A 24,362-nucleotide genomic window follows, 5' to 3' on the forward strand; every position below is an offset into this window, starting at 1 on the left:
CTTCAAATAAAACCATCTAATTTGAGAAGTATTGTTTAGTATTTGCGGAAAGATGGTTGGCCTCCTAAAGGACAAGCATCTTTCCGCGACGCCACAAGAATCCAGACCGGGAACCGGCTCTGGATTCTTATTTTTAGAAATTTAAGTCCCTTATAAAATACCTTCATCGGAGAAAGAGAAGGAGTCGGTTGAAGTTATTATACAATGATCAAGCATGTTAATATTTAATAGTTGGGCAGCCTCCTTTATTTTTTGTGTGATGCCTATGTCTTCGCGAGAAGGTGTAAGGTTTCCGGAAGGATGGTTATGGGCTATAATAAATGATACGGCATTACATAATAGAGCTCCCTGCATGATGATTCTGATGTCAACAAGAGAAGAGGTAATTCCAGATTCTGATATTTTTTGTATTCCTAAGACCTTGTTAGCCTGATTCATATACATTGAGTAAAATGACTCTCTGTAGTCGATCTGATCTGCATCAAAATGTTCCCTGAAAATATCTGTAGCATCCTGGGAGTTCAGTACTTTTTTTTCAGCATTTCCTTTTCTTGTGTAGATCAATTTGATCTCATTTACGATATTATATTTCATTGTTATTGCTCTGAGTACGGCAGAGCCTTTTGTTTCCCGTACTTAAGTTAAAAAAGCATTTATTTAAAACATTATTTAAAACACTATTTAAAACATCTTTGAAATGTTATGTATCTTTTCTGGATCAAAAGCCTTTTCAATCTCTTCTCCGTTCTATTTCTTAAAAGCCTTTCAGGCTTCGCTGAATATTTTTCAAAAGAAAACCGGAAAAAAGAAAGCAGATATGAAGTGTTGACAATGAAAAAAAACAAAAGGAAACGGAATAATTGGAGGGTACCTTTAGGGAGGAAACCGTTTATGCCGTAGTCTTTTGGTTGGATTAGCATGACGGCTGGCAACAATACCTTAGCTGCCTTTTTACCGGTTTATTTTGGGAAATGTTTCGTGTAATAACAGTCAATAACCTGTTTTTGTATATGAAATGAATGTTTAAATTAACAATGTTGATTTTATTTGTATTTTAGTTGAATCTAAGAATGATGAATTTCTTTGCATCAATTTTCTCTTGTTGCACCTAAAAAATAAATTTAAACGTAATCACATCTTTTATAAATCAAAATTTTTTCCGCCTGATGGTTGACGTTAAGTGTTTCGTTTGATTTTACATGTTTCAAGCGTTAGACATTTATATTTAAAAGCCAAATACATCGCATAAGTGTCTGGGTTTAATTTCAGAACAGTTGTCCAATACTTTTATTAAAAATGTATTGGTATGGAGAAGAAAGTTGAAATTAGTAACATTACCATAGAGGAGATTATCAAGATTTTTAAAGAAGAGGAGGGAATTGAATTGAGCATTGAGGAGGCGAAAAATATTTTAAGCTTTCTGACGATGCTCTTAAAAATTACCATTAAGAGTTTTTTAGAACAATAATATTTTCTAAGATTTATATATGAAAAAAGCCGATTTATATATCCGTGTGTCAACTGATGAGCAGGCAGATAAGGGATACTCGCAAAGAGATCAGGAGGAACGATTAAAACGTTATTGTGAAAACAATAACATTAAAGTAGGTCAAATCATTTATGAAGATTACTCAGCCAAGACTTTTATCAGGCCAGAGTGGATTAAATTACTGGATACGCTAAAGAAAAAAAGCTCAAAAACGGATCTGCTGCTTTTTACAAAATGGGATCGCTTCAGCAGGAACGCTGGCGATGCGTATCAAATGATTAACATACTTAGGAAAATTAACGTTGAACCGCAGGCCATTGAGCAACCTTTAGATCTTTCAATTCCTGAAAATAAAATGATGCTGGCTATATATCTTGCTGCACCGGAAGTTGAAAACGACAGGCGCGCTCTGAATACTTATTATGGAATGCGCCGTGCTAAAAAAGAAGGCAGATTAATGGGAAGGGCACCTTATGGCTACGCTAACAGAATAACGGAAAACGGGAAAAAGTATGTAATTCCGAAGGAACCGGAAGCTTCCAATATGAAATGGGCATTTAATGAAATGTCCAAAGGCATTTATTCAGCGAGCCAAATCATGGATATGATGAACAGAAAAGAAGGAAAGTCAGTTAAGATAAGTGCCTTTCTTGCAAGTTTACGGAATACCGCATATTGTGGGAAAATTTACGTGGAGCAATTCAATGAAGAGGAGGCTCATTTTGTTAAAAGTATTCATGAACCTTTGATCAGTGAAGAACTATTCGAAAAAGTTCAATGTATAATGGATGGAAATGTGAATCCAGCCAGACCTAATGTAAAAGTACTGTCTGACGATAATTTGCCATTAAGAGGTTTCCTTGTGTGTCCGGAATGTGGTCATTTGATTACAGGCAGTGCCTCTACGGGACGTTCTGGAAATAAATATTATTACTATCATTGCCAGTCCCCGTGTTCATACCGTTACAAATCTGAGATTATTAATTCTAAATTTTTAGAGATATTGCAGTCATTGGAAATGCGCATATCTATAAAAAATTATTTGAAAAAAGTACTGAGGCAAAATTTTGAAAAATTAATCAATAATCCCCAAAGAGAAAGGAAAGCAATTCTATTAGAAATAGATCGTTTAAACAGTAAATTGAAACAGGCAAGAAATAAACTGATGGAGGAAGTCATTGATGATGAAGATTATCTTGAAATTAAGACCGACTGTAAAGCACAAATTGAAAAGCTCGAAGCTAAATTAACTAAAGGAAAGGATAATAAGAAAATAGATTTTCAAAAACTACTAGACCCAGCATTATCGAACCTAGTAGACCTTGCGAAAGTCTATACTGATGGGGATATCGAGGTAAAACGTAAAATAATTGGTTCGATATTTCCTGAAAAATTGCAATTTTCAAAAAATCATTATCGAACCACCCGACCCAATGTTTTGCTCTCTTATATATACCAGATAAACAATGAGTTAGGTATGAAAAAAAACCGGAAAGAAAGTGAATTATCACCTCTTTCCGGTCTTGTACCCAGGACCGGGATCGAACCGGTACTCCTAAGAACTGGTGTTTGAGACCAGCGCGTCTACCAATTCCGCCACCTGGGCTGCTGTAAATCGGTGTGCAAATATAGAAACTTTTTTTAATGTCCAAAAGCTTTTTAGAGGAAAATTTTTAAAATTCAATTTCCAGTCCGTCGTAGGCAAGGTGCATTCCGGATGGAAGCTGCTTATCTTCAACGTCATGCAGTCCGAGGTGATGGCTGATGTGGGTTAAAAATAATTGTTTAGGTTTCAGCTCCTCAAACAGGTTGATGACATCTGGAAGGATAAAATGAGCAGGATGGGGATCAAATTTTCTGATGCAGTTCAAAATCAGCACATCCAGGTTCTTTAATTTTTCCTTTTCAGTTTCAGAAATAAATCCGGCATCTGTAATATAAGCCAGATTTTTAAATTTATACCCGAAGACCGTAATTTTATAATGAATCACCTCAACAGGAGTGATTTCCGTATCCAGAACATGAAAGGGCTGGTTTTCAATTTCATGAAGCTCAAATGCAGGTGCACCGGGATACCTTACATCTGTAAAGGCGTAAGGGAAACGGTTTTTGATTTCGTGGGCTACTCTTGGATAGCAGTAAAGAGGAACATCTTTTCCGCTTTTGAAGATCAGCGGACGCATATCATCAAGCCCGATTACATGGTCATTATGCTCATGGGTGATCAGTGCAATATCCACATGGTTTTCATGGTTAATCAGCATCTGCTGCCTGAAATCCGGACCGCAGTCGATCAGGATTTTTTTATTTTCTTCTGTAGTGATCATCACAGAAGAGCGGAAACGTTGATCTTTGGGATTTTTGGAAGTGCATACTTCGCAGGTACAGCCTATGACGGGCACACCCTGTGAAGTTCCGGTTCCTAAAAATTTCAACTTCATTTTCTTTTGAGGTTGGTTTAATTTTGGTAAATTTACGAAAAATTTGACGTCCTAATGTATCAGAAATTAACTCCTAAGCAAAAAGCATTAACAATTAATCTAGATCCTAGTATTTATGGTACTTTCGCAGAAATTGGAGCAGGACAGGAAACCGTTCGACATTTTTTTAGAGCAGGGGGAGCTTCTGGTACAATTGCTAAAGCGATGTCTGCTTACGACAAAGATTTTAGTGATGCGATCTACGGAAAAGAGGTAAAAAACAGATATGTTACCCAGAACAGACTTCGTAAAATGCTGCGTTATGAAGTAGCATTAATTGAAGAACGTATTTCAAGGGAAAATAATCCCAATAGAAAGTTTTTTTCCTATGCCAATACGGTAACGACGATCAATTTCGATAAAACCATCAAAGGCCACGGCTGGGTAGGAATCCGTTTTCAGGTAAAAGAAAATGAAGATTACAACGAGATCGTGATCCATGTGAAATTCAAGGAAAATGATGCTACTTTACAACAGGAAACTTTAGGGAATCTTGGAGTAAATCTTATTTTTGGTGCTTTCAATTATTTTGATAATCCGAGAACCCTGATCGAGTCTTTATACGATGATATCGCAAAAGATAATCTGGAAATTGATATGATCGATTTCAACGGCCCTGCGTTTGCTTATGTAGACAACAGGCTCATGTCTCTGCAGCTCGTTAAAAACGGGATGACAGATGCTGTGATCTTCAATTCCGAGGGGAATAATATGCTTCCTGCCGATGTGTTGTACAAGAAAAACATATTTGCGGTACGAGGAAGTTTCAGACCCGTTACAAAAGTAAATATCGATATGCTTCAGAATGGTCTGGATATGTTTTTGAAAGATGCCATCTGTACCCATGAAGAAACAGAAGTGCTTATTGAGATCACCATTTCAAACCTTAGGGCAGACGGAGATATTGATGAACGGGATTTCCTCGACAGGGTAGATATCCTCGGTAAATTAGGATATACCGTTATTATTTCCAACTTCTCAGAATATTACAGACTGATTGATTACTTTGCTTCTTACACTACAGGAGATATTGGTGTTGCGATGGGCGTAAACAACCTTTTGATGGTATTTGATGAAAAGTATTACAAAGATATGTCGGGTGGAATTCTGGAGGCTTTCGGGAAATTCTTCAGAAACGGAATGAGAGTGTATCTGTATCCGTATAAAGATCCTGAAACCCATGAACTGCTTGATGCATCTAACCTTAAAGTAGAAGAAAACTTAAAAGAACTCTATAAATATTTCAAACATAATAACCGTATCGTAGATATTACCAACTACAATCCGGAATTTTTAGAGATCTATTCAAGAGAAATATTAAGAAAAATTGCATGCTGTGTCAAAGGCTGGGAAAACCAGGTTCCTGATGGCGTTGCAGAAATGATAAAAGACCGTGGAATGTTCGGATACAAAGAAGAACTTTCCCTAAAACAATTCTCTTAAAAACATCAATACAATGTCAGAATTAAAGAAAAGACTTTCGTCCATTCTTGAAAGTCCCAAGCATAATACAGAAGAAAAACTGCAGAAAGTATGTCACCTGCTGGATCAGGAGATTTCCTATTTCAACTGGACCGGATTTTATTTTAAAAACGGAGATAAGGATGAGCTGATCTTAGGACCTTACGTAGGAGCACCTACCGATCATACCATTATTCCTTACGGAAAAGGGATCTGCGGGCAGGTTGCTGTTTCCAATGAAACATTTGTAGTTCCTGATGTTCACCAGGAAAGCAATTACTTAAGCTGTTCAATTGATACAAAAGCAGAAATTGTAGTTCCTATTTTCAAAGACGGGAAAAACATTGGTCAGATCGACATTGATTCTCATAAGATCAATCCGTTTACAGCCGAAGACCGGGAACTCTTAGAATGGCTTTGCAACGAAGTTTCCAAAATTTTGTAAAAACAGAATAAATATCAACATACAGTTCCGGTCCACCAATCGGAACTTTTTTATTGTATGCATAACATGTACTGAGTAAGATCTGCAAAATCTGTGGGAAATAATATTCAACAAAAATCAACATTATAAAATCTTATCTCTGATAAAATCCAGGTGTCTTATACCACAGCAATAAAAAACAATTTGTGGCTTTGCACTTACCAACCATTGAGCTGAAAATCGGAAGCATCCTCAAAAGCTGTGGAAACATAAAAATTTCAGGATAAGTTCTGTACTGTACGGATTTCTTCTATTAATTCTTTAAAATAAGCTTCACACTTAGCGATATGCGTTCCATACCATGAAAAGGCTTCCCCATCTACAATCATAATCTTTTTATCAGGGTAAAATGCTTTCAGCTCCTCAATATGTTTTTCTTTGAATGGAAAAGGCTCTGAAGACAGCATAATCACATCTGCATCTGCCAGATCTTCCGTTCTGATTTCAGGATAGCGGGTTTTATCTTTGAAAATATTTTCAAAACCGATTTCGGACATGATTTTATGAATAAAAGTATCAGAACCAATAGTCATATAAGGGTTTTTCCAGATAAGATAGGCTGCCTTTACCGGAGTATCAAGTTTTGACTGATTGAGAATATCGTAGATTTTAAGATTGAAAAGTTGAGCTCTTTCTTCCTGGTTCAGAAGTTTTCCAAGGTTTTTTAAGAGATAATAATTGTCTTCAATAGTTTCAACATTGGTTACCATTACCTTGAAATCATCCATTAAAGCTTCTACCTGTTCCTTGATATTTTCTTCCTTGTTGGCAAGGATCAGGTCAGGTTGTAAAGATTTTATTTTTTCAATATTGATGTTTTTTGTTCCACCAATGATGGTTACATCTTTTATTTTATCCTGTGGATGAATACAGAATTTAGTTCTGCCAACAACTTCATTTTCGGTGAGGCCCAGATCAAACAATGCTTCTGTGATAGAAGGAACAAGAGAAACAATTTTCATAATCAGACTTTGTCTGCCTAAATTACAAAAGTTTTCCGGTCAGGAAAAGTCCGGCTACAGAAAAATAAATGATAAGCCCCGTTACATCTACTAAAGTTGCCACAAAAGGAGCAGAAGAAGTAGCAGGGTCAAGGTTTAATTTTTTAAGAATAAAAGGAACCATAGAACCGGAAAGTGTTCCCCAAAGTACAATCATCACCAAGGAAACGCCCACGCTTAGTCCTACAAACGGCCAGTATTGCCCATAATTGAAAAATCCTGCTTCATGCCAGACCATAATTCTTAAAAATCCGATGATTCCAAGAATTCCACCTAGGAAAAGTCCGGTAAAGATCTCTTTTTTCATTACATACCACCAATCTTTTAATCCTATTTCCTGAAGCGCCATGGCTCTGATGATCAGGGTAGCTGCCTGAGAACCGGAATTTCCTCCACTGGAAATGATCAACGGAACAAATAAAGCCAATACTACAGCTTTCTGGATCTCATCTTCAAAATATCCCATCGCCGAAGCGGTAAGCATTTCAGAGAAGAAAAGGATAATCAGCCAGGTTCCTCTTTTTTTGACCATTTCTATGAGAGAAGTCTGGGTATAAGGAAGGTCCAAAGCTTCAAGCCCCCCGAATTTCTGGATGTCTTCCGTGTTCTGCTGTTCAATCTGATCGAGGATGTCATCAATAGTTACGATACCTACCAGTACACCGGCTTCCGTAATAATCGGCAATGCAGTTCTGTCGTACTTTTCAAAATAGGTTACGGCATCTTCCTTGGAAGTAGTGGTGGTAATGGCTACAAAATGATTATCGGTGATATCAGAGATCAGGGTATCTTCTTCGGCTAAAAGAAGGCTTCCTAAAGCAATATCGTCAATAAGACGGTTTCTTTCATCTACCACATACAGGTGGTTCATGGTTTCCACTCTTTTTCCTACCTTTTTAATTTGCTGAAGACATCGTTTCACTGTCCATTCCTTACGGATCTGGATGTAATAAGGGGTCATCAGGCGGGCAATGGAATCTGAGTTGTAGCCCAGAAGTTTCAAAGCGATCCTTCTTTCCTGTGGATTAAGATGGTTGATAGAGTACTTGATCAGCTCGTCGGGAAAATCCTCAAAAAGGGAAGTCCTGTCATCCGGCGTCATGGCGTTCAGAATCTCAGAAACATCATCGCTTCCAATACTTCTGATGGTATCTTCCTGAAAGTCCGGATCAAGATGAGAAAAAACTTCTGCTTTATACTCCTTAGGAACCTTCAAAAATGCCAGCAGCCTCTCGTCAGCAGGAAGTCCGCTGAGAGTTTCGGCAATATCGGCAGGATTTAAGATAAGTTCGTCTCTGGAATTCAAAACGTGAAATTTTTGGATATGCAAAAATAATTCAAATTTTTAAAACTGGGCAACAAAGTGATAAAATTAAGGATTAATTAAAGTTCAACATTCGTTATAACAATGTATTGGAAAATAAAAAAACATCCGCGGGAACGGATGTTAAAAAATTAAATTTCAAAATATCTGGTATTATTCCAGTATAGGTCCGCATAAAGGGTAAGGGGAGGGCATACACTGGCCGCCTTCACAGCATTCCCCGAATCCACACTGTGTATGGGTCTGGCATTTCCTGATGGGACCGCCACCATTGATTTGCAGCAGTCCTTTTCTGTTGATTTTTTTAAGATTTTTCATGACTATTCCATTTGAAATGATGAATAATAACAAAAATGTCAGGCTTCAATGCAGATATATGGTTTACATACACCGTTGCAGCACCATCCTACAGTGCAGGGTACGGTTTCACTGCATCTTTTGAGAGCCCCACCGTTGATCTGTTTCTGCTGATCTCTCGTGATTTTCTTTAGGTTTGAATTTTTCATATGATTTAAATTATGGACATACTAAAATAAGAAAAATTACTTTATTATTCACTATTTTGTGAAAGTATTTAACTATAAATCAGATGGTTGCGAGTGTTTGTTGGAAAATAAGAGGTCTAACGTAGGATGAACGATGAACTAAAACTAAAAGAATTTTGGATATGAATTGCCAAAGGTGAATAGCGAATAGTGAATTTTTTTATGGTTATAAAATTAACCATTGACCAGCGCAGCTGAATTGACCATTGATACTAATAACGTACTATGAAGGACCGTCCAACTTTAAACATTGAATATAAAACTTTAAACCAATTACAATTCTACTCCCTCAGCGTATTTAAGCTTACGTAATTTTTTAAGGATCCCCTTAATGGCACCATCTGTTCCTATTTTAATGGAGTTTTCAGTAGAACCGAGAAGCCGCATATTTTTACGATAGGTATCATAATCTGTTTCTGTTACAAGATTTCCTACAGCATCAAAAAGCTTCATGCTGACCACAACCTGATTGGAGAATACATATTTACCGATACCGACTTTAAAATATTTTACTTTTGGAACCACCGCAAAATCAGCGTCATTGTTGACACAATAATCCGTGATGGTTTGTTTTTCAATGGTATCAAAAGGGATTTGTACACCGGCTCTTAGCATTTTGTTTTTTCTGTTGCTGAAATTGTCTGAAACAGCGCTGAAAAAAGCCTGATTGGTGGGTTCTTTGATTTCGTCAATGTCAGGTTCTACCTCGGGATTAAAGTATAAAACCTTTTTCGTTTTGTCGTCGTTGCTTTTCTGCGCCTTCACTGAAGTAAAGCCGATTAATAAAAAAGTGCTGACTGCTGTAAAAAATATAATTTTTTTCATCTGTAATTCGTATGCAAAATTACTGCCTTTTAATGGGATGACATAAACTTTATTAAGAAATTTTTAACATTTTTTTCTATCAATTTTGATATATGAAATCAATAATGTTTGCAGAATCGGAAAATAGTCGTAATTTTGCACCCGTTACATAATAATCATTAAACAATATTGGAATGTACTTAACAACAGAAAAAAAGCAGGAAATTTTCGCAAAACACGGAAAATCTGCACAGGACACAGGAAGTGCTGAAGGACAAATTGCACTTTTCACTTTCAGAATTAACCACCTTTCAGGTCACCTAAAAGGTAACCACAAAGATTTTAACACAGAGAAATCTCTTGTTAAATTGGTAGGTAAAAGAAAAAGATTACTAGATTACCTTAAAAATAAAGATATCGCAAGATACAGAGCGATCATCGCTGAACTAGGTTTAAGAAAATAGTCTATAAAGATTTTCAAAAACAAAGCAACTTCGAAAGAGGTTGCTTTTTTGTTTTACAGATCCCTCCTGTTTCAACAATAAAGTGTTCACAAACGTCCGTGTATTTGTGAGATCTGCGGGCACGCAAGAGTTCTTTAAAAATCTACGATTTTTATCTGGCTATCAGCAAAAAGAATCAGCTCAATCAGCAAAATCAAAGAGACTATCTGGTAAAAATCGTTCATGTAACTCTGTAGAATTTATTCAATAGAGGTGAACTTTATCCGCCTAAATCATAAACATTTAATCCTCCGGCTTTAACAAAACTTAATAAAACAAGTAAAATCCATGAGAAAAAATCATTAGTAAGCACCTAAAAAGAAAGCGAAATCCCTTAAGTATTTCGCTTTCTATATTTATTTATGACTGATTTTCTAATGACCGGATTTTGCTTCCGTACTTTGAACATGACCGAGGTATTTCGTACAGTAAATTCCGAATACCAGAATAACCAGATAACAGAATACCGGAATAATAAATGAATGCTGCACTCCGAACTGATCAGCAAGGTATCCCTGAAGAATTGGAACGATAGCACCTCCCAGAATGGCCATAACCACTAAAGATGATCCCTGGCTGGTATATTTTCCTAATCCTGAAATGGCCAGAGTGTAAATATTGGAAAACATAATGGAGTTGAAAATTCCTATTCCTAAAATACTGTACATCGCCAGCTCACCGTGGTTCACCATGGCAGAGATCAGCAGAAGGACATTCACTGATGCAAATATGGAAAGTGTTCTTGCAGGAGCTGCTTTACCAACAAAGAAAGCAATGAAATTAAGAACAATGAATACCAGGAAGAAACTGATCTGTGCAAAACTCAGATTGACAATACTGAAAATCACCAGGAATACTGCTGCCGCTGCTGCCAGCATATAAAAGGCTTTTTTCTCCTGACTTAATGATTGATTCAAAGAAATAGCGCCAAGAAAACGCCCGATCATGGCACCACCCCAATATAAAGCCAGATAATTTTTACTGACCACTTCATTAAAACCCATGATTTGAGGCTGTTCCAGAAAGCTGATGATAAAACTTCCAACAGCTACTTCACCGCCAACATAGCAGAACATGGCAAAAACACCAAATTTCAGATGACTGAATTCCAATGCTCCCCAGCCTTTTACAATCTCTTCTTCTCCCATTTGGAAAGAAGGCAGCTTTACTCTGGAGATCAGCAGACCTACCAAAAGCAGTATTCCTGCAAAGATCAGGTAAGGAATTCTTGTGGCTACGGCACTGAATGAACCATCCGGAGCTGAGAAAAACTCAAAGATCAGGTGTCCTCCAAGTACCGGAGCGATCGTTGTTCCGAATGCATTGAAGGCCTGAGTCATATTCAGACGACTGGACGCCGATTCTTCACTTCCTAATAAAGATACATAAGCGTTGGCCGTGATCTGGAGGACTGTAAACCCTAGTCCGAGAATAAATAAAGCCCCAAGAAATAGTGGATAATAGGAAAAAGTAGCGGCCGGATAAAATAATACACAGCCTAAAGCTGCCAGAAGTATCCCGAATAAAATACCTTTTTTATACCCTAACTTGTTAATGGGATCTCCTTTGGAAATGGAAATCAGGAAATAAATCAATGATCCGATAAAATAAGCTCCGAAAAAACAGAACTGTACCAGCATCGATTCGAAAAAGGTAAGTTTAAAAAGCTGCTTTAGATACGGAATGAGAATATCATTCATGCAGGTAATAAATCCCCACATGAAAAAAAGCAGGGTGATGGTGATCAGCGGAACAGTATAATTTCTGTTCTGCGGCTGTACTTCTTTATTGATCATAAACATTTATTTAATATGAAAAGTCTGTTAAACCTGTTCAGTTGATTTTTCGTCTGCAGCATATTTTTGTGAGAAGCAGGGCAAAGATAAGGCTGTCTCCTGTTTTTTTGCAACTTTTCCAGTGTTTTATACTATTACAGACATGGTTTTGGCTTCGTAAAACTATATTTACATTTTTTGAGACAATAATACGAAAACGACCGGATTTTATCATGAATAATCTTTGAAAAAATAGGGTTTCCTGCCCCATAATGATCATTAAGTCTAATTCTTCGCATGAAATTTTTATGTTTTTGAGAAAACTGATCCATGAAATCTTACCATGTAGCATAGGTTTTTTGAAGCTGAAAATTTAATATATCATTATTATATAGTACCTTTGCAGACGAAAATTTAAAGAGTTTAAATATTAATTCATACTCAATACGGAGTATAAAGACGACAAATTTATGAGTATACCTCAAGCGTTTACAGAAACGATTACTCTTGCAGACGGCAGAGAAATCACAATTGAAACAGGGAAACTGGCTAAGCAGGCTGATGGATCTGTGGTAGTAAAAATGGGCGGAACAATGCTTTTAGCAACTGTTGTAGCCAATAAAGAAGCTAATCCCGGAGTAGATTTTTTACCATTAACGGTAGACTATAGAGAGAAATTCTATGCAGGAGGAAGAATTCCTGGAAACTTCTTCCGTAGAGAAGCAAGACCTTCAGATCAGGAAATTTTAACCATGAGATTAGTAGACAGAGTATTACGTCCACTTTTCCCTGAAGATTTCCACGCTGAAGTTCAGGTAATGATTTCTTTAATTTCTTATGACGGAAAAGCGATTCCTGATGATTTGGCAGGTTTAGCAGCTTCTGCAGCAATTGCCATTACTGATATCCCTTTCAACGGACCAATGTCTGAAGTAAGAGTGGTAAGATTTGATGGGCAGCTTTCTATCAACCCAAGCTATGAAGAATTAAAGAATTCTGAATTGGATATTATGGTTGGAGCTACTAAAGATTCAATCGTAATGGTAGAAGGAGAAATGAAAGAAATTTCTGAGCAGGAAATGTTAGAAGCGATTAATTTTGCTCATGCTGAAATTAAAAAGCAGATTGAAGCTCAGGAGAGATTAGCAGAAAAAGTAGGAAAAGCTTTCCCTAAGAGAGAATATTCTCACGAAGATCACGATGAAGAAATTCGTGAAAAAGTTTGGAAAGAAACTTACGATAAAGTATATGAGGTGGCAAGAACTCCATCTGGTAAAGAAGAGAGAGGTGAGAAATTCAAAGCGGTTCGTGAAGAATTCTTAGCTCAATATGCTGATAATGCAGAAGAGCTGGAAAGAGTAACGCCTTTCGTAAAAGTATATTATCACGACGTAGAGAAAGAAGCAATGCGTCAGATGATCCTTGAAGACAATATCCGTCTTGATGGTCGTGATCCTCAGACGATCCGTCCTATCTGGTCAGAAATTGACTACCTTCCGGGAGCTCACGGTTCAGCCATCTTTACAAGAGGTGAAACTCAGTCTCTGACTGCTGTAACACTGGGTTCTGTGAAAGATGCCAACATGGTAGACAGCGTAATTTCGCAGCACGACGAAAAATTCTTCCTTCACTATAACTTCCCGCCATTCTCTACAGGTGAAGCAAGACCTTTAAGAGGAACTTCAAGAAGAGAAGTAGGACACGGAAACCTTGCTCAAAGAGCATTACAGGCAGTTATTCCTGAAGAAAATCCATACACCATCAGAATTGTTTCTGATATCTTAGAATCAAACGGTTCGTCTTCAATGGCAACAGTTTGTGCAGGAACATTAGCATTAATGGATGCAGGGGTACAGATTACAAAACCTGTTTCAGGTATTGCAATGGGATTGATTACAGATGCAAAATCCGGTAAATTCACTGTACTTTCCGATATCTTAGGAGATGAAGATCACCTTGGAGATATGGACTTTAAAGTAACAGGTACTGCAGACGGGATCACTGCTTGTCAGATGGATATCAAAATTCAGGGACTTTCTATGGATATCATGGAAAAAGCTTTGATGCAGGCCAGAGACGGAAGATTACACATCTTAAATAAAATCACGGAAACTATTTCTGAACCAAGAGCTGATGTGAAGCCTCACGCTCCGAAAATGGTGGTAATGGAGATTTCTAAAGACTTCATTGGTGCTGTAATCGGGCCTGGTGGAAAAATTATCCAGCAGATGCAGAAAGATACAGATACGGTTATCGCTATCGAAGAAATCGGAGAAATCGGACGTATCGAAATTGCAGGTACAGACAGAGAAAAGATCAATGCTGCTGTAGCGAAGATCAACGAAATTACTTTCGTTCCTGTAGTAGGAGAAGTATACAATGGTAAAGTAGTGAAAGTAATGGATTTCGGAGCTTTCGTTGCTATTGCTAAAGGTACAGAAGGACTTCTTCACATTTCTGAAATTGAATGGGCTCGTTTAGACAAAGTTCCATATGCTGAAGGTGATGAAGTAGAAGTAAAATTCATGGGTTATGATGACCGTAAGAAAATGAAGCTTTCAAGAAAAGTTCTTTTACCAAGACCTCCAAAACCGGAAGGAAAACCAAGACAGGAAGGACAGGGTAGACCAGACGGACAAAGAAGACCGGAAGGACAAAAGCCACAAGCTGAAAGACCTGCGGAAGACCAAAACCCTTCAACAGAAGCTTAAGATTAATTCTATATAAGAAAATCCCTCACACTGAGGGATTTTTTTGTTTTATGATTCCGCAAAATCGGAAATAATCGCTTACCAGATTTTAATTCTTTCTTCCGGATTTTTATAAAGCTTATCCCCGGATTTTAACTCAAATGCTTTGTAGAAAGCTTCGGTATTCACTAGAGGTCCGAAAGCTCTGTACATTCCCGGCGTGTGCTCATCGGTCTTGATCTGGTTGATTAAAGCCGGTTCCGTGTAAAGCGTTCTCCAAACCGTAGCCCAGCTCAGAAAGAATCTTTGATCCTGCGTATAGCCGCTGATCTTTTCTATGGCTCCCTTATCTTTAAGATACATCTGAAGAGCATCGTAAGCAATGTTTACCCCTCCGAGATCTGCAATATTTTCGCCATTCGTAAAGGTTCCGTTCACGAAAGTTCCTTTTACCGGTTCATACTTGTCATATTGGGCGGCAAGAGATTTTGTGGCTTTTTCAAAATTGGCTTTATCTTCAGGTGTCCACCAGTCTGTAAGATTTCCTTCCGCATCAAACTGGGCGCCGGAATCATCAAATCCATGGGTGATTTCATGTCCTATCACCGCACCAATACCTCCAAAGTTAATCGCAGGATCTGCTTTCGGATTGAAGAAAGGGGGCTGAAGAATGGCAGCAGGGAAAACAATCTCATTGTTTTGCGGATTATAATAAGCATTCACCGTTTGCGGAGACATAGTCCATCTGGATTTATCAACCGGTTTACCTACTTTATCAAGGGCTTCCTGATACTGCCATCCTGAAATGTTCTGAAGATTTTTGTATAAATTTCCACCCTGGGTTTCAGACAGGATATTGAGTTTGGAATAATCTTTCCATTTGTCTGGATAAGCCACTTTTACAGTGAATTTATTAAGCTTTGTCAATGCCTTTTCCTTCGTAGTGGAAGACATCCAGCTCAGATTGCTGATGTGCTGTGCAAAACTTTTCTTCAGATAACCGATCAGTTCCTCCATCTGAGCTTTCGCTTCGGCAGGGAAGTATTTTTCAACATATAATTTTCCGAAAGCTTCACCCAGGCTGCCATTAATCAGTTCATAACCTCTTTTGTTAAGAGCTCTCTGCTCCTTTTGGCCACGGAGGTACTTATTGTAAAAATTGAATTTTGTTTCATCAAGCTGCTGCGTCAGGAAAGAAGCATTTCCCGACAATAGGTTGAATTTTAAATAATCCTTGATGATATTGATGTTTTGAGGAACAAGAAGCTGATCGAGGTTTTTATAATAATTCAGTTCCCCGATGATCACTTTATCCGTCTGTACCCCTGCTTTTTTAAGATATGCCGGAAGATCTGTATTCTTCACCAGAGCAGAAAGTTCCGCCATGGTTTTCGGGTTATTCTGAAGATTAACATCACGGATCTGCTCATTGGTAAGCAGAGTTTTGGCGATGGATTTTTCAAAATCAACAATTTTTCCGGCTGCCTCAGTAGAATTTTTGTAGCCCAGAACATTCAGCATTGAAGCCACATATTTTGTATACTCCTTTATGGCTTCAGTATTCTTTTCGTTATTTTTCTGATAATAATCCCGACCCAATCCTAATGAACCGCTTCCAAGATAAACCGCATTCATTTTGGAGTCTGCAAGATCAGCGCTTACTCCCCAGCCGTAAAGAGGATTGTTACCCTGTCTTGTTGCTGCAGTCAGGTATTGATTAAGATCTGCAAGGGTTTTAATGGCGTCAATTTTAGATACATCTTCTTTTAAAGGAGAGATTCCGTCTTTATTTCTTTTATCCATATCCATATACGTGAGATACAGGTTCTGGATTTTTTTACCTTCGCTTCCGTCTGCAAATTGGTCTTTTAAAAGCGAATTTAAAATAGAAATAGAATTGTTATCCGTATTCTCTCTGAGCTGGTCAAAGCTTCCCCATCTTGAACGGTCAGAAGGAATTTTGGCTGTTTTCATCCACTTTCCATTCACGAAGTTGTAGAAATCATCCTGTGGACGAACCGACATATCCATGAAGGACATATCCAATCCGGGATCATTGTTTGTAGTTCGTACTGTTGAGGCATTAGGCCCTGATTTTTGGGCGTTGGCCATATCAAAGGCTAAGAATGTTGCCATAGCCAGTAGGGTGATGTTAAGTTTTTTCATAGTGCTGTTTTTTTATCGTTAAATTTTGTTTTTCCTTAGTTGCCTTTAAGTTGTTGATGCTGAATAGAAAATTTTATTCTTTTTATGCCCCGATTCTCTGTTTCAGATCATCCGCACCGCCTGTTTTTCTTGGCTGTCCGTTTTTCGCAGAACCAAAATTGTAGGTGTAGGAAAGCGTTACCACTCGGCTGTCTCTTTTCACTACAAAATTTTCTATGTAATTATTGAAAACCACCTGTGCTTTCGGATTGCTGGTAAAGAATACATCGTTGAAAGCCAGCTTCAGCGTACTGTTATTGCTGAATTTTTTCTGAGCTCCGATATTCAGATACCAGTTAGGCTGAACATCCATATACGCATAAACTTCCCTCGCTCTGTAATTACCTGTAAGCTCAGCTGTAAAGCCGTTTCCTAATTTAAATGAATTGATGCTGTTAAGGTTGAAAGTGAAATTCCCTTTATTGTTAATCTGGGTTCCCGAAACATTTCCGGTGTAAGATCCGTAGTAAAAATTGGCGCTGTTATTCATATCCCACCATTTCGTTAATTTTACCGGAGCAATCAGATTAAGTCCGTAATAAGAGGCTGAACTTAGGTTCTCATTGGTTTGTACGGTAATATTTTTTCCGTTTTCTACTACCGGTTTTATCACATCCGTAATATTTTCGGAGGTTTTGCTATAGCTTAAAGTAGCGAAATATTTATTGCTCAGGCTGTAGGTCAGTTCATAATTCATTGTGGTCTGTGGATTCAGATCAGGATTTCCGGCTCTGTAGGTAGTAGGATCAAGATAGAATTTGAAAGGGTTCAGCTGGTTGTAGCTTGGTCTGGTGATCCTTCTGCTGAAATTGACTTCCAGGCTGCTCTTATCCGTCATATTGTAAGAAAATACAGCACTTGGGAAAAGCTGGGTATAATTCTTTTTATTGACCTGATTGGTAGTCAGCTGGGTTCCTTTTACGTTCGTATTTTCTGCTCTCAGTCCAAAAATAGCACTGAATTTCTCCCATTTCTTCGATACATTTCCATAAACAGCATTGATATTTTCTTCATAAATAAAATGGTTGGTTTTATTTACATCCAAGACAGGAGTTCCTGAACTGGCATCAAAAAATTTCAGATCATTGTCTGCCTTTACAAAACTTACTTTAGCTCCCGCTTCAATTTTCCAGTCATTTTTCAGGTTTTTGGAAAGATCGGATTTTAAGGAATAAATATTAAGATTCCCGCCAATATCACCCTGTAGAATGTCAAGGCTGTTTCCGCCAGCTGAATAAGTCCTTGTTTCAAAATTCTGAAGAGAAGTGTTGGCGTAATGAATATAATCGAAATCGGTAGTCAGTTCCGAACCTAGTGAATCCAGTGTATACTTATGATTCAGGTTGAAAGAAATATTTTTCCAATGGTCATGAGAACGGTTTTTGGTAGTGAAATTACTTTCAGGGAGATAATTATTGCCCAGCACAATGCTTGAATTATCCCCTTTAGGATCAAATTTATTACTTACAAATCCTGCGGAAAAACCTAAAATATTTTTGTCGTTCAGATAATAATCCATTCCGGCTCTGGCGATATGATTTCTGAAATTAAGTTTCAGGAAATTGTCCTGTACATAGGCTCTTTGAAAAACACCGTCCTCATAAAAATTTCTGTCAAGCTTCAGGTGGTTGTAAAATTCACGATAAGCAAAACTGTAATTCGCAAATATATTCAGCTTTTTATTCCGGTGGTTAAGGCTGATACTGTTATTGTTCTTGATAAATTTTCCGGTTCCTAGAGACGTTGAAACGGTTCCGTTAGTCCCTTTTCTCTGATCTTTTTTAAGCTTGATGTTGATGATGGAAGTACCAGCTGCATCATATTTAGATGAAGGATTGGTAATAAACTCTATTTTTTCTACAGTAGAAGAGGGAATGCCGCGAAGGTAAGCTGCCAGGTCGGTTCCCGTCATGGGAGTATTTTTCCCATCGATCTGTACCAGGAGATTTCCTTTTCCGCGGAGGCTGATATTATCGTTGCTGTCTACATTCACACCCGGAGCTTTTTCCAGGACTTCAAATGCAGAATTTCCGGTGCTGGCAATACTATTTTCAACATTCAGGATCATCTTTCCGTCCTGTCTCTCAATATATGGTTTTGCTTTTGTGATGGTAACGCCTTCAATAGATTTTACATTCAGGTCAATAGAAGAAAGTATTTTGTTCTCAGTTAAAGCAATATCACCGGACTGATAGACTTCGGTACCGTTTTTACTGATCTTTAACTGATAGTTTCCCGCTTTAAGGTCGTTAAAGCTGAATTTTCCGCCGGAATCTGCAATTTCGGTTTTGATCAGTTTATTGTCCGGGCTGAATAAGTTGATTTCCAACTGTTCCGGTTTCTCAGAACTGAGAGTTCCGGAAAGAGAATAATTTTGTAAGGTCTGGGCAGAGAGCAGGGAGCTCATCAATATTATGATCCAGGTTAATAAGAGTAAGAATATTCGGGTCATGGTATTTATTTTTTAGCGTTAAGACAGTTTTCTGAAATTTTGAGCATCGCTGAATTCACTATTTCCATTTCCTCATTGCTAATGCCTTCCAGTGCTTTGGTTCGGTTACCCTCAACAATTTTCTGAACATCTTTAATGATTTTCTTTCCGGAGTCGGTCACCTGCAGATTGGTTTTTCTGCGGTCTTCAGGATGAATGTTACGTACTACATATTCCGATTTTACAAGCAGATCTATAATTCTGGTCACTGAAGCATTATCCTTGAAGACGAGATCACCAATTTCATTCTGGGTAATTCCCGGGTTTTCCAGAACAGCTTTAATAATAAGCCACTGATCGATGGTAATGGTAAATCCGTGGGCTTTCAGCTGGCGTTGCGCGTAATTCCTGTAAGACCTGATTGCTTTATCTATATTGTAGAATATAATTGAATTTAATTTCTCCATGATTTTAAAATTTGAATAAAATGACCTATCAATTATTGATATATCAATTAATTAGTAAAATGTATTTTTATTTTGTTACAGAAACATGGAAATATTTTTTTGTAATAATTGAAAAACCAGCTGTATGATGAGGGTACAGCTGGTTTTTTGTATAATATTTGCATATTTTTCTCTCGAAAATTTCGCAGATTAAGCAGATATTTGTGGAGATTTTTCTGTGATTTTGTAGATAAAGCGAATCTTTTGTTGGTTTCGCGCAATGGCGCAAGAATTTTAATTATTATAATGCTTTTAGGCGCAAGAAAATCAAAGATTTTCGGCAACTTTTCTGGATTACTTTAAGAGTTAAAACAGCCGGAGGCCAATCCACCGCTTCATCGAATCAACAGAGTTGATTCTGGACTTTTGCTTCCTTAAAATCAAAACTGCCTATGCATTGAACTTTGCGTTCCAAAAAATACAGTATCATATTGATAAAATTTGAGTTTCCCACAGATTCCACTCATGTTTGCGGAGATTTTTGTCTCGCAGATTTTTTCATTCATTATATAGTTTTAAATAAAGCATCAATCTTCTTTTTAGTCGCAGCATCAGGAGAAAACTTGTAAAATTCATTGAGTAGATCCAGCGAAGAAGGTTTCTTTGGGTACCGATTATTTTGTAAAAAGTTTTTTAACGCAGTATTTACTTTATCTTCACCAATCAGCTCACTCAGTTTTACCATGGCTACAGCACCTTTGGAATAGGAAATATGAGGAGTATCTCCCGTAGCTCTGTAAATTGGCAGGTCTTCAAACAGTCCCTTTTCATTATCATAAATCTGCTGATGTACATTAAGCCTGTCTTTCATTTTTTCCCTGCCGTGCATTTTTTTATAAAGCATCATTTCCGTGTACATAGCCAGAGTTTCTGTAAGCATAACAGAACCTTCTCTTTCGTCGGGGTTAATCTGGCTGTTTCCCCACCATAAATGTGACAGCTCATGTCCGGCAAGTTCATTAATAACATCCTGTTCTTTATCAGCGTGAATATTGGCATGGAAAACCATATCTTCAGGCATGAAAACAGCGGATGGATAAGCAGTTGCGGCAAAACCTTTGGTGAAAGAAGAAATTTCTGCAAAATTCACTGTTTTAAAAGGATATTTTCCAAAATTCTTAATACAGTAATCTAGAGTGAGCTTGGCATTGTTGAGAAGATGATCTGCATTTTCGAAATGTTTTTCATGATAAAAGAGATTGATGGCAATTCCTTTATATTGAATAGTTTTCACACGGTAAAAAGCAGATGAAATGGCAAATCTGAATGGAATCTTGTTGACATGATACTGAAAATAACTTCTTCCTGAACGCTTCCATTTTTTTACCAGATCCCCTGTGCCGATAGCAGTTTGTCCCGCTTCGGTTGAAATAGTCATATCAAGATCGATAAAATCATTTTTAAAAACTTCGGGAGCTTCCGGTTTTTTCAGAGGAATCAGTTTTCCGAGGTTATTCTTTTTCCGTAAATGCTCATCCTGAATTTCATAGTTTTTTTGATAACCTATCAACGGGTAATATCTGCTGATTCTCATAAAAGAACCATCATCTATGACTGCATTGAAAGATTGGTGGCCATTCACAGCATACCAGCGGTAATTCAGTTGAAAATCGAGAGAAGCTGTACTGCCAGGCTGTAAAGGATGTTTCAGAAGGATTTCCGGTGCTGTATCCATAATTTTTATGGTTTCGGATTCTGTTTTTAAAAGGGCTGATTCTGTTTTCAAATCTGAATTGAAATTGATCAGGATTCTGTTAATGGGTTTTCCGGATAGATTGACAAGTGTATATCTTCCTGTAATCTGATATGAATTTTGAGAAGGATAGAGCTGTATTTCAGTCGTAACATTAGTAATTTCCGGTTGAGGAAGATTTTCGTATGGGTGAAACTTTTTTTCATATTGAACGGAGCTGGCAATATTTTCTTCTTTATTCTCAGGAATATAGCCTTTCATAAAAGTCATCCCGGTCCAGACCCCTGAGATAAGCATTAACACAGTGAAGATAAACGATAAAGTATTGAGCTTTTTGGTTTTTACCCATTGATTAACACTCCATAAAACAGTGATCATCCCGGCTCCGAATAACAGTCTTTCTGCAAACGAAGCTGCGTAGGGACCATAACCGTTAAAGTCGCTGTAAGTTCCTTTAAAATCTGAAAAGATCCTGAAAAGAGGGTAGGGAATGAGTTTTCCGGAAACCGGCCCGGCCAGCATGAAAACTGCCAGAACAGAAATTCCCAGGGCAATAAATTTATTCCGGATCAGGTTATTAACCAGCAGCATGAATGCTGAAAAAAGAATAACCGGAAAGGTATTGAACAGGAAAACCCCGAGATAAGCATTCCAGTCAATATGCAGATAGTTATAAACGGTCTGGAATATAATTCCTTCCATAATAAGAACTGTGGTAAAGAAGAATATCAGAGCAGAAATAGAAAGAAAATGCCCGGCAAGCCTGTTCTTGGAAAGGAAAGTGCTGTTTTCAATCAGTGAAAATCCCGATGAGCTGCTTCGCCAGTACAGGTCGTTGATAAAATAAGCTGCTACGATCAGTCCGAAGAGATGAAAGTTTTCTGAAATGGTTGTCGCCATCAGTCCGGATCCTGCATATTTCTGCGGAAGACGGATTCCCTTTTCGATTTCGGCATACATTTCCATTCCGACTGCAAACACCAACAGGATCACAACAGCAGGAACAACGATACTTTTAAAAAGATAGATCAGGTCAATTTTCGCATACGAAAGAACAGACTTAAAAGAAGCTGCTTGGCCGAAATGCTGTGAAGAAATAACAGGATTAGGAATAAATGTTTTTGGCTTTTCCGGTAAAACTGGGGTGATTTTCTTTGATTTTCCATGTTTTGAGGCATTACTAAACGAAAACAGACGATGAGTTAAAAACAGGAATGCCCCGGAAATAAGCATAAATAGGATTCTGTTCCATAACAGATATCCAGCGAATGGAACAAGCAATGTGTTTTTCTGATCAACGGAGAATTTTCCGGCTTCAAAAAAGTAAGAAGACAATCCGAAAGGATCCAGAAGTGCTGAGATTTGCTGGGCTTTCGGCGACTGCGGCAGGTTACCTGCCATAAAAGGCGATCTGGAAAAGATCAGGACAACCATATACGACACATACAGCAAAAGTCCTCCTGCTACTGTCATCAGCTTTTTCTTTGAGATAAACGAGGCAAAAAACAGAAAACTGCAGACCAGAAAGCTGTTCAGCATTCCGAAGATCAGTAATGGATAAAGAGAGTACATCAGATTGAATCCCGGCTGCATTTCACTTCCGGAGCGGGTCATCTGGCCTGCTATAAACCCTATGATCAGGAGCACGAAGCTAAAAAAAGTCTGACCAAAATAACTTGCGAATTTTCCGTTCAGGTAGGTTCTTTCTGTCAAAGGAAATGAAAAAAGTACCTGGTCAAACCTGGAATCCTGATCTTTGAAAAGCATCTGAACAGCATAGATTACCGCAAAAAATATAATGGAAAGACTTAACATTCCAATCATAAAACCTGTTGTATAGGCCGAGTTCAGATAAATTCCTTTTCCGGCAGAGAGGTTGAACTGGCTGCCGCAGAAAATACCCAGAAAGATCAGGATCAGGGATATAAGATAGGCTGGCCAGTGCTTGATGATGCGTCCGGCTTCAAATAAAAATAAGGTGTTCATGGCTAAATTTTTTGAGTGAGGGAATGGAAGTAAACGTGCTCCAGTAAAGGAGTTACAGGGTAGAAGTCCTTAGGTTGTTCCTGGGAGAATACGGTGATGTGCAGTTCTCTTTCTATGAGTTGTCTGCTGATCACTTCGTGGCTGGATTGGTAATTTTCCAGTTCATTTTTACTGATGGGTTTGCTCCAGATCCTGTTTTCCAGTCCGGAAATTAATTCGGAAGGCTTTCCCTGCTTCAGGATTTGCCCATGATTCATGATGGCCATTTCGGAACATAGGTTTCTTACATCTTCTACCAGATGAGTGGAAAGGATGACGATAACGTCCTGGCTGATATCGTCCAGAAGGGAATTGAAACGGTTGCGTTCTTCAGGATCCAGACCGGCTGTAGGTTCATCAACAATGATAATCTTTGGATTTCCTAAAAGGGCCTGAGCTACCCCGAAACGCTGTTTCATTCCTCCTGAAAAAGTGTGAACCTCCTTTTTCATGAAGTCTGAAAGGTTGACTTTTTCAAGCAGGTTTAAAATCTGATTTTTACGTTCGGAACGGTCTGTAATCCCTTTTAAAACCGCAATATGTTCCAGAAGATCATTCGCGGAAACTTTCGGATATACTCCGAAGTCCTGTGGAAGAAATCCCAGATTCTTCTTGATGTAATCCGGATCTTTGGCAACATCATTTCCGTTGAAAATGATATTTCCGGAAGTCGGTTTCTGAAGTCCTACGATTGTTTTCATTAACGAAGATTTTCCGGCACCGTTCGGACCAAGCAGCCCGAACATTCCGTTCTGTATCTCCAGAGAGATGTCTTTTACTGCCTGAAACCCATTTTTGTAGGTAAGGCTGAGGTGATTGATGGATAAAGTATTCATAAGTTTGAGTTTGGGTAATAGGAGGACAGGCAGGTCTTTTGAGGCTGCTATTTATATGGAGTTGATGATGCAGGAGAACCTGAGGAGTTATTCAGAAAATATTTACATTT

General features: G+C 38.0%; 19 protein-coding genes and 1 tRNA gene. 6 read left to right on the plus strand and 14 right to left on the minus strand.

Features of this window, described 5'->3' with window-relative positions; genetic code table 11:
* Positions 1-150 precede the first annotated feature (150 nt).
* A complete protein-coding gene (locus tag J2Y40_RS00550) occupies positions 151-594 on the minus strand; it encodes a JAB domain-containing protein (protein ID WP_007846375.1) in 444 nt (147 codons plus the stop codon).
* 712 nt (positions 595-1,306) lie between these two features.
* Between J2Y40_RS00550 and J2Y40_RS00555 the strand changes: the two genes are divergently transcribed.
* Both J2Y40_RS00555 and J2Y40_RS00560 read left to right on the plus strand, forming a co-directional pair.
* The gene (locus J2Y40_RS00555) at positions 1,307-1,468 is read left to right on the plus strand and encodes a hypothetical protein (RefSeq protein WP_167348773.1); all 162 of its coding nucleotides are present in this window, start codon (positions 1,307-1,309) and stop codon (positions 1,466-1,468) included.
* A gap of 19 nt (positions 1,469-1,487) precedes the next feature.
* Positions 1,488-3,062, plus strand: a complete 1,575-nt coding sequence (locus J2Y40_RS00560) for a recombinase family protein (protein WP_309997517.1) — start codon at positions 1,488-1,490, stop codon at positions 3,060-3,062.
* Here the strand turns inward: J2Y40_RS00560 and J2Y40_RS00565 are convergent.
* Positions 3,016-3,095: transfer RNA gene (locus J2Y40_RS00565), tRNA-Leu, on the minus strand. The genes J2Y40_RS00560 and J2Y40_RS00565 overlap by 47 nt on opposite strands.
* A gap of 67 nt (positions 3,096-3,162) precedes the next feature.
* Positions 3,163-3,930, minus strand: coding sequence for an MBL fold metallo-hydrolase (locus tag J2Y40_RS00570; RefSeq protein WP_309995778.1), 768 nt, complete (start codon positions 3,928-3,930; stop codon positions 3,163-3,165).
* A gap of 54 nt (positions 3,931-3,984) precedes the next feature.
* Here J2Y40_RS00570 and J2Y40_RS00575 point away from each other — a divergent pair, with 54 nt between their 5' ends.
* Positions 3,985-5,412, plus strand: coding sequence for a TonB-dependent receptor (locus tag J2Y40_RS00575; protein ID WP_309995781.1), 1,428 nt, complete (start codon positions 3,985-3,987; stop codon positions 5,410-5,412).
* 13 nt (positions 5,413-5,425) lie between these two features.
* Positions 5,426-5,875, plus strand: a complete 450-nt coding sequence (locus J2Y40_RS00580; protein WP_309995784.1) for a GAF domain-containing protein — start codon at positions 5,426-5,428, stop codon at positions 5,873-5,875.
* A 257-nt stretch (positions 5,876-6,132) separates the two neighbouring features.
* Here J2Y40_RS00580 and J2Y40_RS00585 read toward each other — a convergent pair whose 3' ends face one another.
* From J2Y40_RS00585 to J2Y40_RS00605, 5 genes are all read right to left on the minus strand, one after another.
* Positions 6,133-6,876 carry an ABC transporter substrate-binding protein gene (locus J2Y40_RS00585; RefSeq protein ID WP_153394509.1) on the minus strand — a complete coding sequence of 248 codons (744 nt, stop codon included), beginning with the start codon at positions 6,874-6,876 and terminating at the stop codon, positions 6,133-6,135.
* Between the two features lie 22 nt (positions 6,877-6,898).
* Positions 6,899-8,221 carry a magnesium transporter gene (gene mgtE, locus J2Y40_RS00590; RefSeq protein ID WP_153394507.1) on the minus strand — a complete coding sequence of 441 codons (1,323 nt, stop codon included), beginning with the start codon at positions 8,219-8,221 and terminating at the stop codon, positions 6,899-6,901.
* Between the two features lie 171 nt (positions 8,222-8,392).
* A complete protein-coding gene (locus J2Y40_RS00595) occupies positions 8,393-8,557 on the minus strand; it encodes a hypothetical protein (RefSeq protein WP_153394505.1) in 165 nt (54 codons plus the stop codon).
* A gap of 38 nt (positions 8,558-8,595) precedes the next feature.
* Positions 8,596-8,745 (minus strand): bacteriocin-like protein, encoded by a 150-nt coding sequence (locus J2Y40_RS00600; protein WP_309995790.1) that lies wholly within the window; start codon positions 8,743-8,745, stop codon positions 8,596-8,598.
* A gap of 312 nt (positions 8,746-9,057) precedes the next feature.
* The gene (locus tag J2Y40_RS00605) at positions 9,058-9,609 is read right to left on the minus strand and encodes a pyruvate decarboxylase (RefSeq protein ID WP_309995793.1); all 552 of its coding nucleotides are present in this window, start codon (positions 9,607-9,609) and stop codon (positions 9,058-9,060) included.
* Positions 9,610-9,782: 173 nt separating this feature from the next.
* Between J2Y40_RS00605 and rpsO the strand changes: the two genes are divergently transcribed.
* On the plus strand, positions 9,783-10,052 hold the full coding sequence (gene rpsO, locus J2Y40_RS00610; RefSeq protein WP_062696685.1) for a 30S ribosomal protein S15: 270 nt from the start codon (positions 9,783-9,785) through the stop codon (positions 10,050-10,052).
* Between the two features lie 413 nt (positions 10,053-10,465).
* Here the strand turns inward: rpsO and J2Y40_RS00615 are convergent, their stop codons facing one another.
* Positions 10,466-11,887: a sugar MFS transporter gene (locus J2Y40_RS00615; protein ID WP_153394500.1), complete on the minus strand. Its 1,422-nt coding sequence runs from the start codon at positions 11,885-11,887 to the stop codon at positions 10,466-10,468.
* Positions 11,888-12,336: 449 nt separating this feature from the next.
* On the opposite strand from J2Y40_RS00615, the gene J2Y40_RS00620 reads away from it, so the two are divergent.
* On the plus strand, positions 12,337-14,577 hold the full coding sequence (locus J2Y40_RS00620; protein ID WP_153394498.1) for a polyribonucleotide nucleotidyltransferase: 2,241 nt from the start codon (positions 12,337-12,339) through the stop codon (positions 14,575-14,577).
* A 78-nt stretch (positions 14,578-14,655) separates the two neighbouring features.
* On the opposite strand, the gene J2Y40_RS00625 is transcribed toward J2Y40_RS00620, so the two are convergent.
* From J2Y40_RS00625 to J2Y40_RS00645, 5 genes are all read right to left on the minus strand, one after another.
* Positions 14,656-16,722, minus strand: a complete 2,067-nt coding sequence (locus J2Y40_RS00625; protein WP_153394496.1) for a M13 family metallopeptidase — start codon at positions 16,720-16,722, stop codon at positions 14,656-14,658.
* Positions 16,723-16,804: 82 nt separating this feature from the next.
* Entirely contained in the window at positions 16,805-19,213 is a 2,409-nt protein-coding gene (locus J2Y40_RS00630) for a TonB-dependent receptor domain-containing protein (RefSeq protein WP_309995798.1), read from the minus strand.
* Positions 19,214-19,218: 5 nt separating this feature from the next.
* Entirely contained in the window at positions 19,219-19,659 is a 441-nt protein-coding gene (locus J2Y40_RS00635) for a MarR family winged helix-turn-helix transcriptional regulator (RefSeq protein ID WP_153394492.1), read from the minus strand.
* Positions 19,660-20,203: 544 nt separating this feature from the next.
* Entirely contained in the window at positions 20,204-23,377 is a 3,174-nt protein-coding gene (locus tag J2Y40_RS00640; RefSeq protein WP_309995803.1) for a M1 family aminopeptidase, read from the minus strand.
* 2 nt (positions 23,378-23,379) lie between these two features.
* Positions 23,380-24,252: an ABC transporter ATP-binding protein gene (locus J2Y40_RS00645; protein WP_153394489.1), complete on the minus strand. Its 873-nt coding sequence runs from the start codon at positions 24,250-24,252 to the stop codon at positions 23,380-23,382.
* Positions 24,253-24,362 lie beyond the last annotated feature (110 nt).

The sequence above is a fragment of the Chryseobacterium sp. 2987 genome (assembly GCF_031456375.1).
In the GTDB taxonomy this organism is placed as follows: domain Bacteria; phylum Bacteroidota; class Bacteroidia; order Flavobacteriales; family Weeksellaceae; genus Chryseobacterium; species Chryseobacterium vaccae.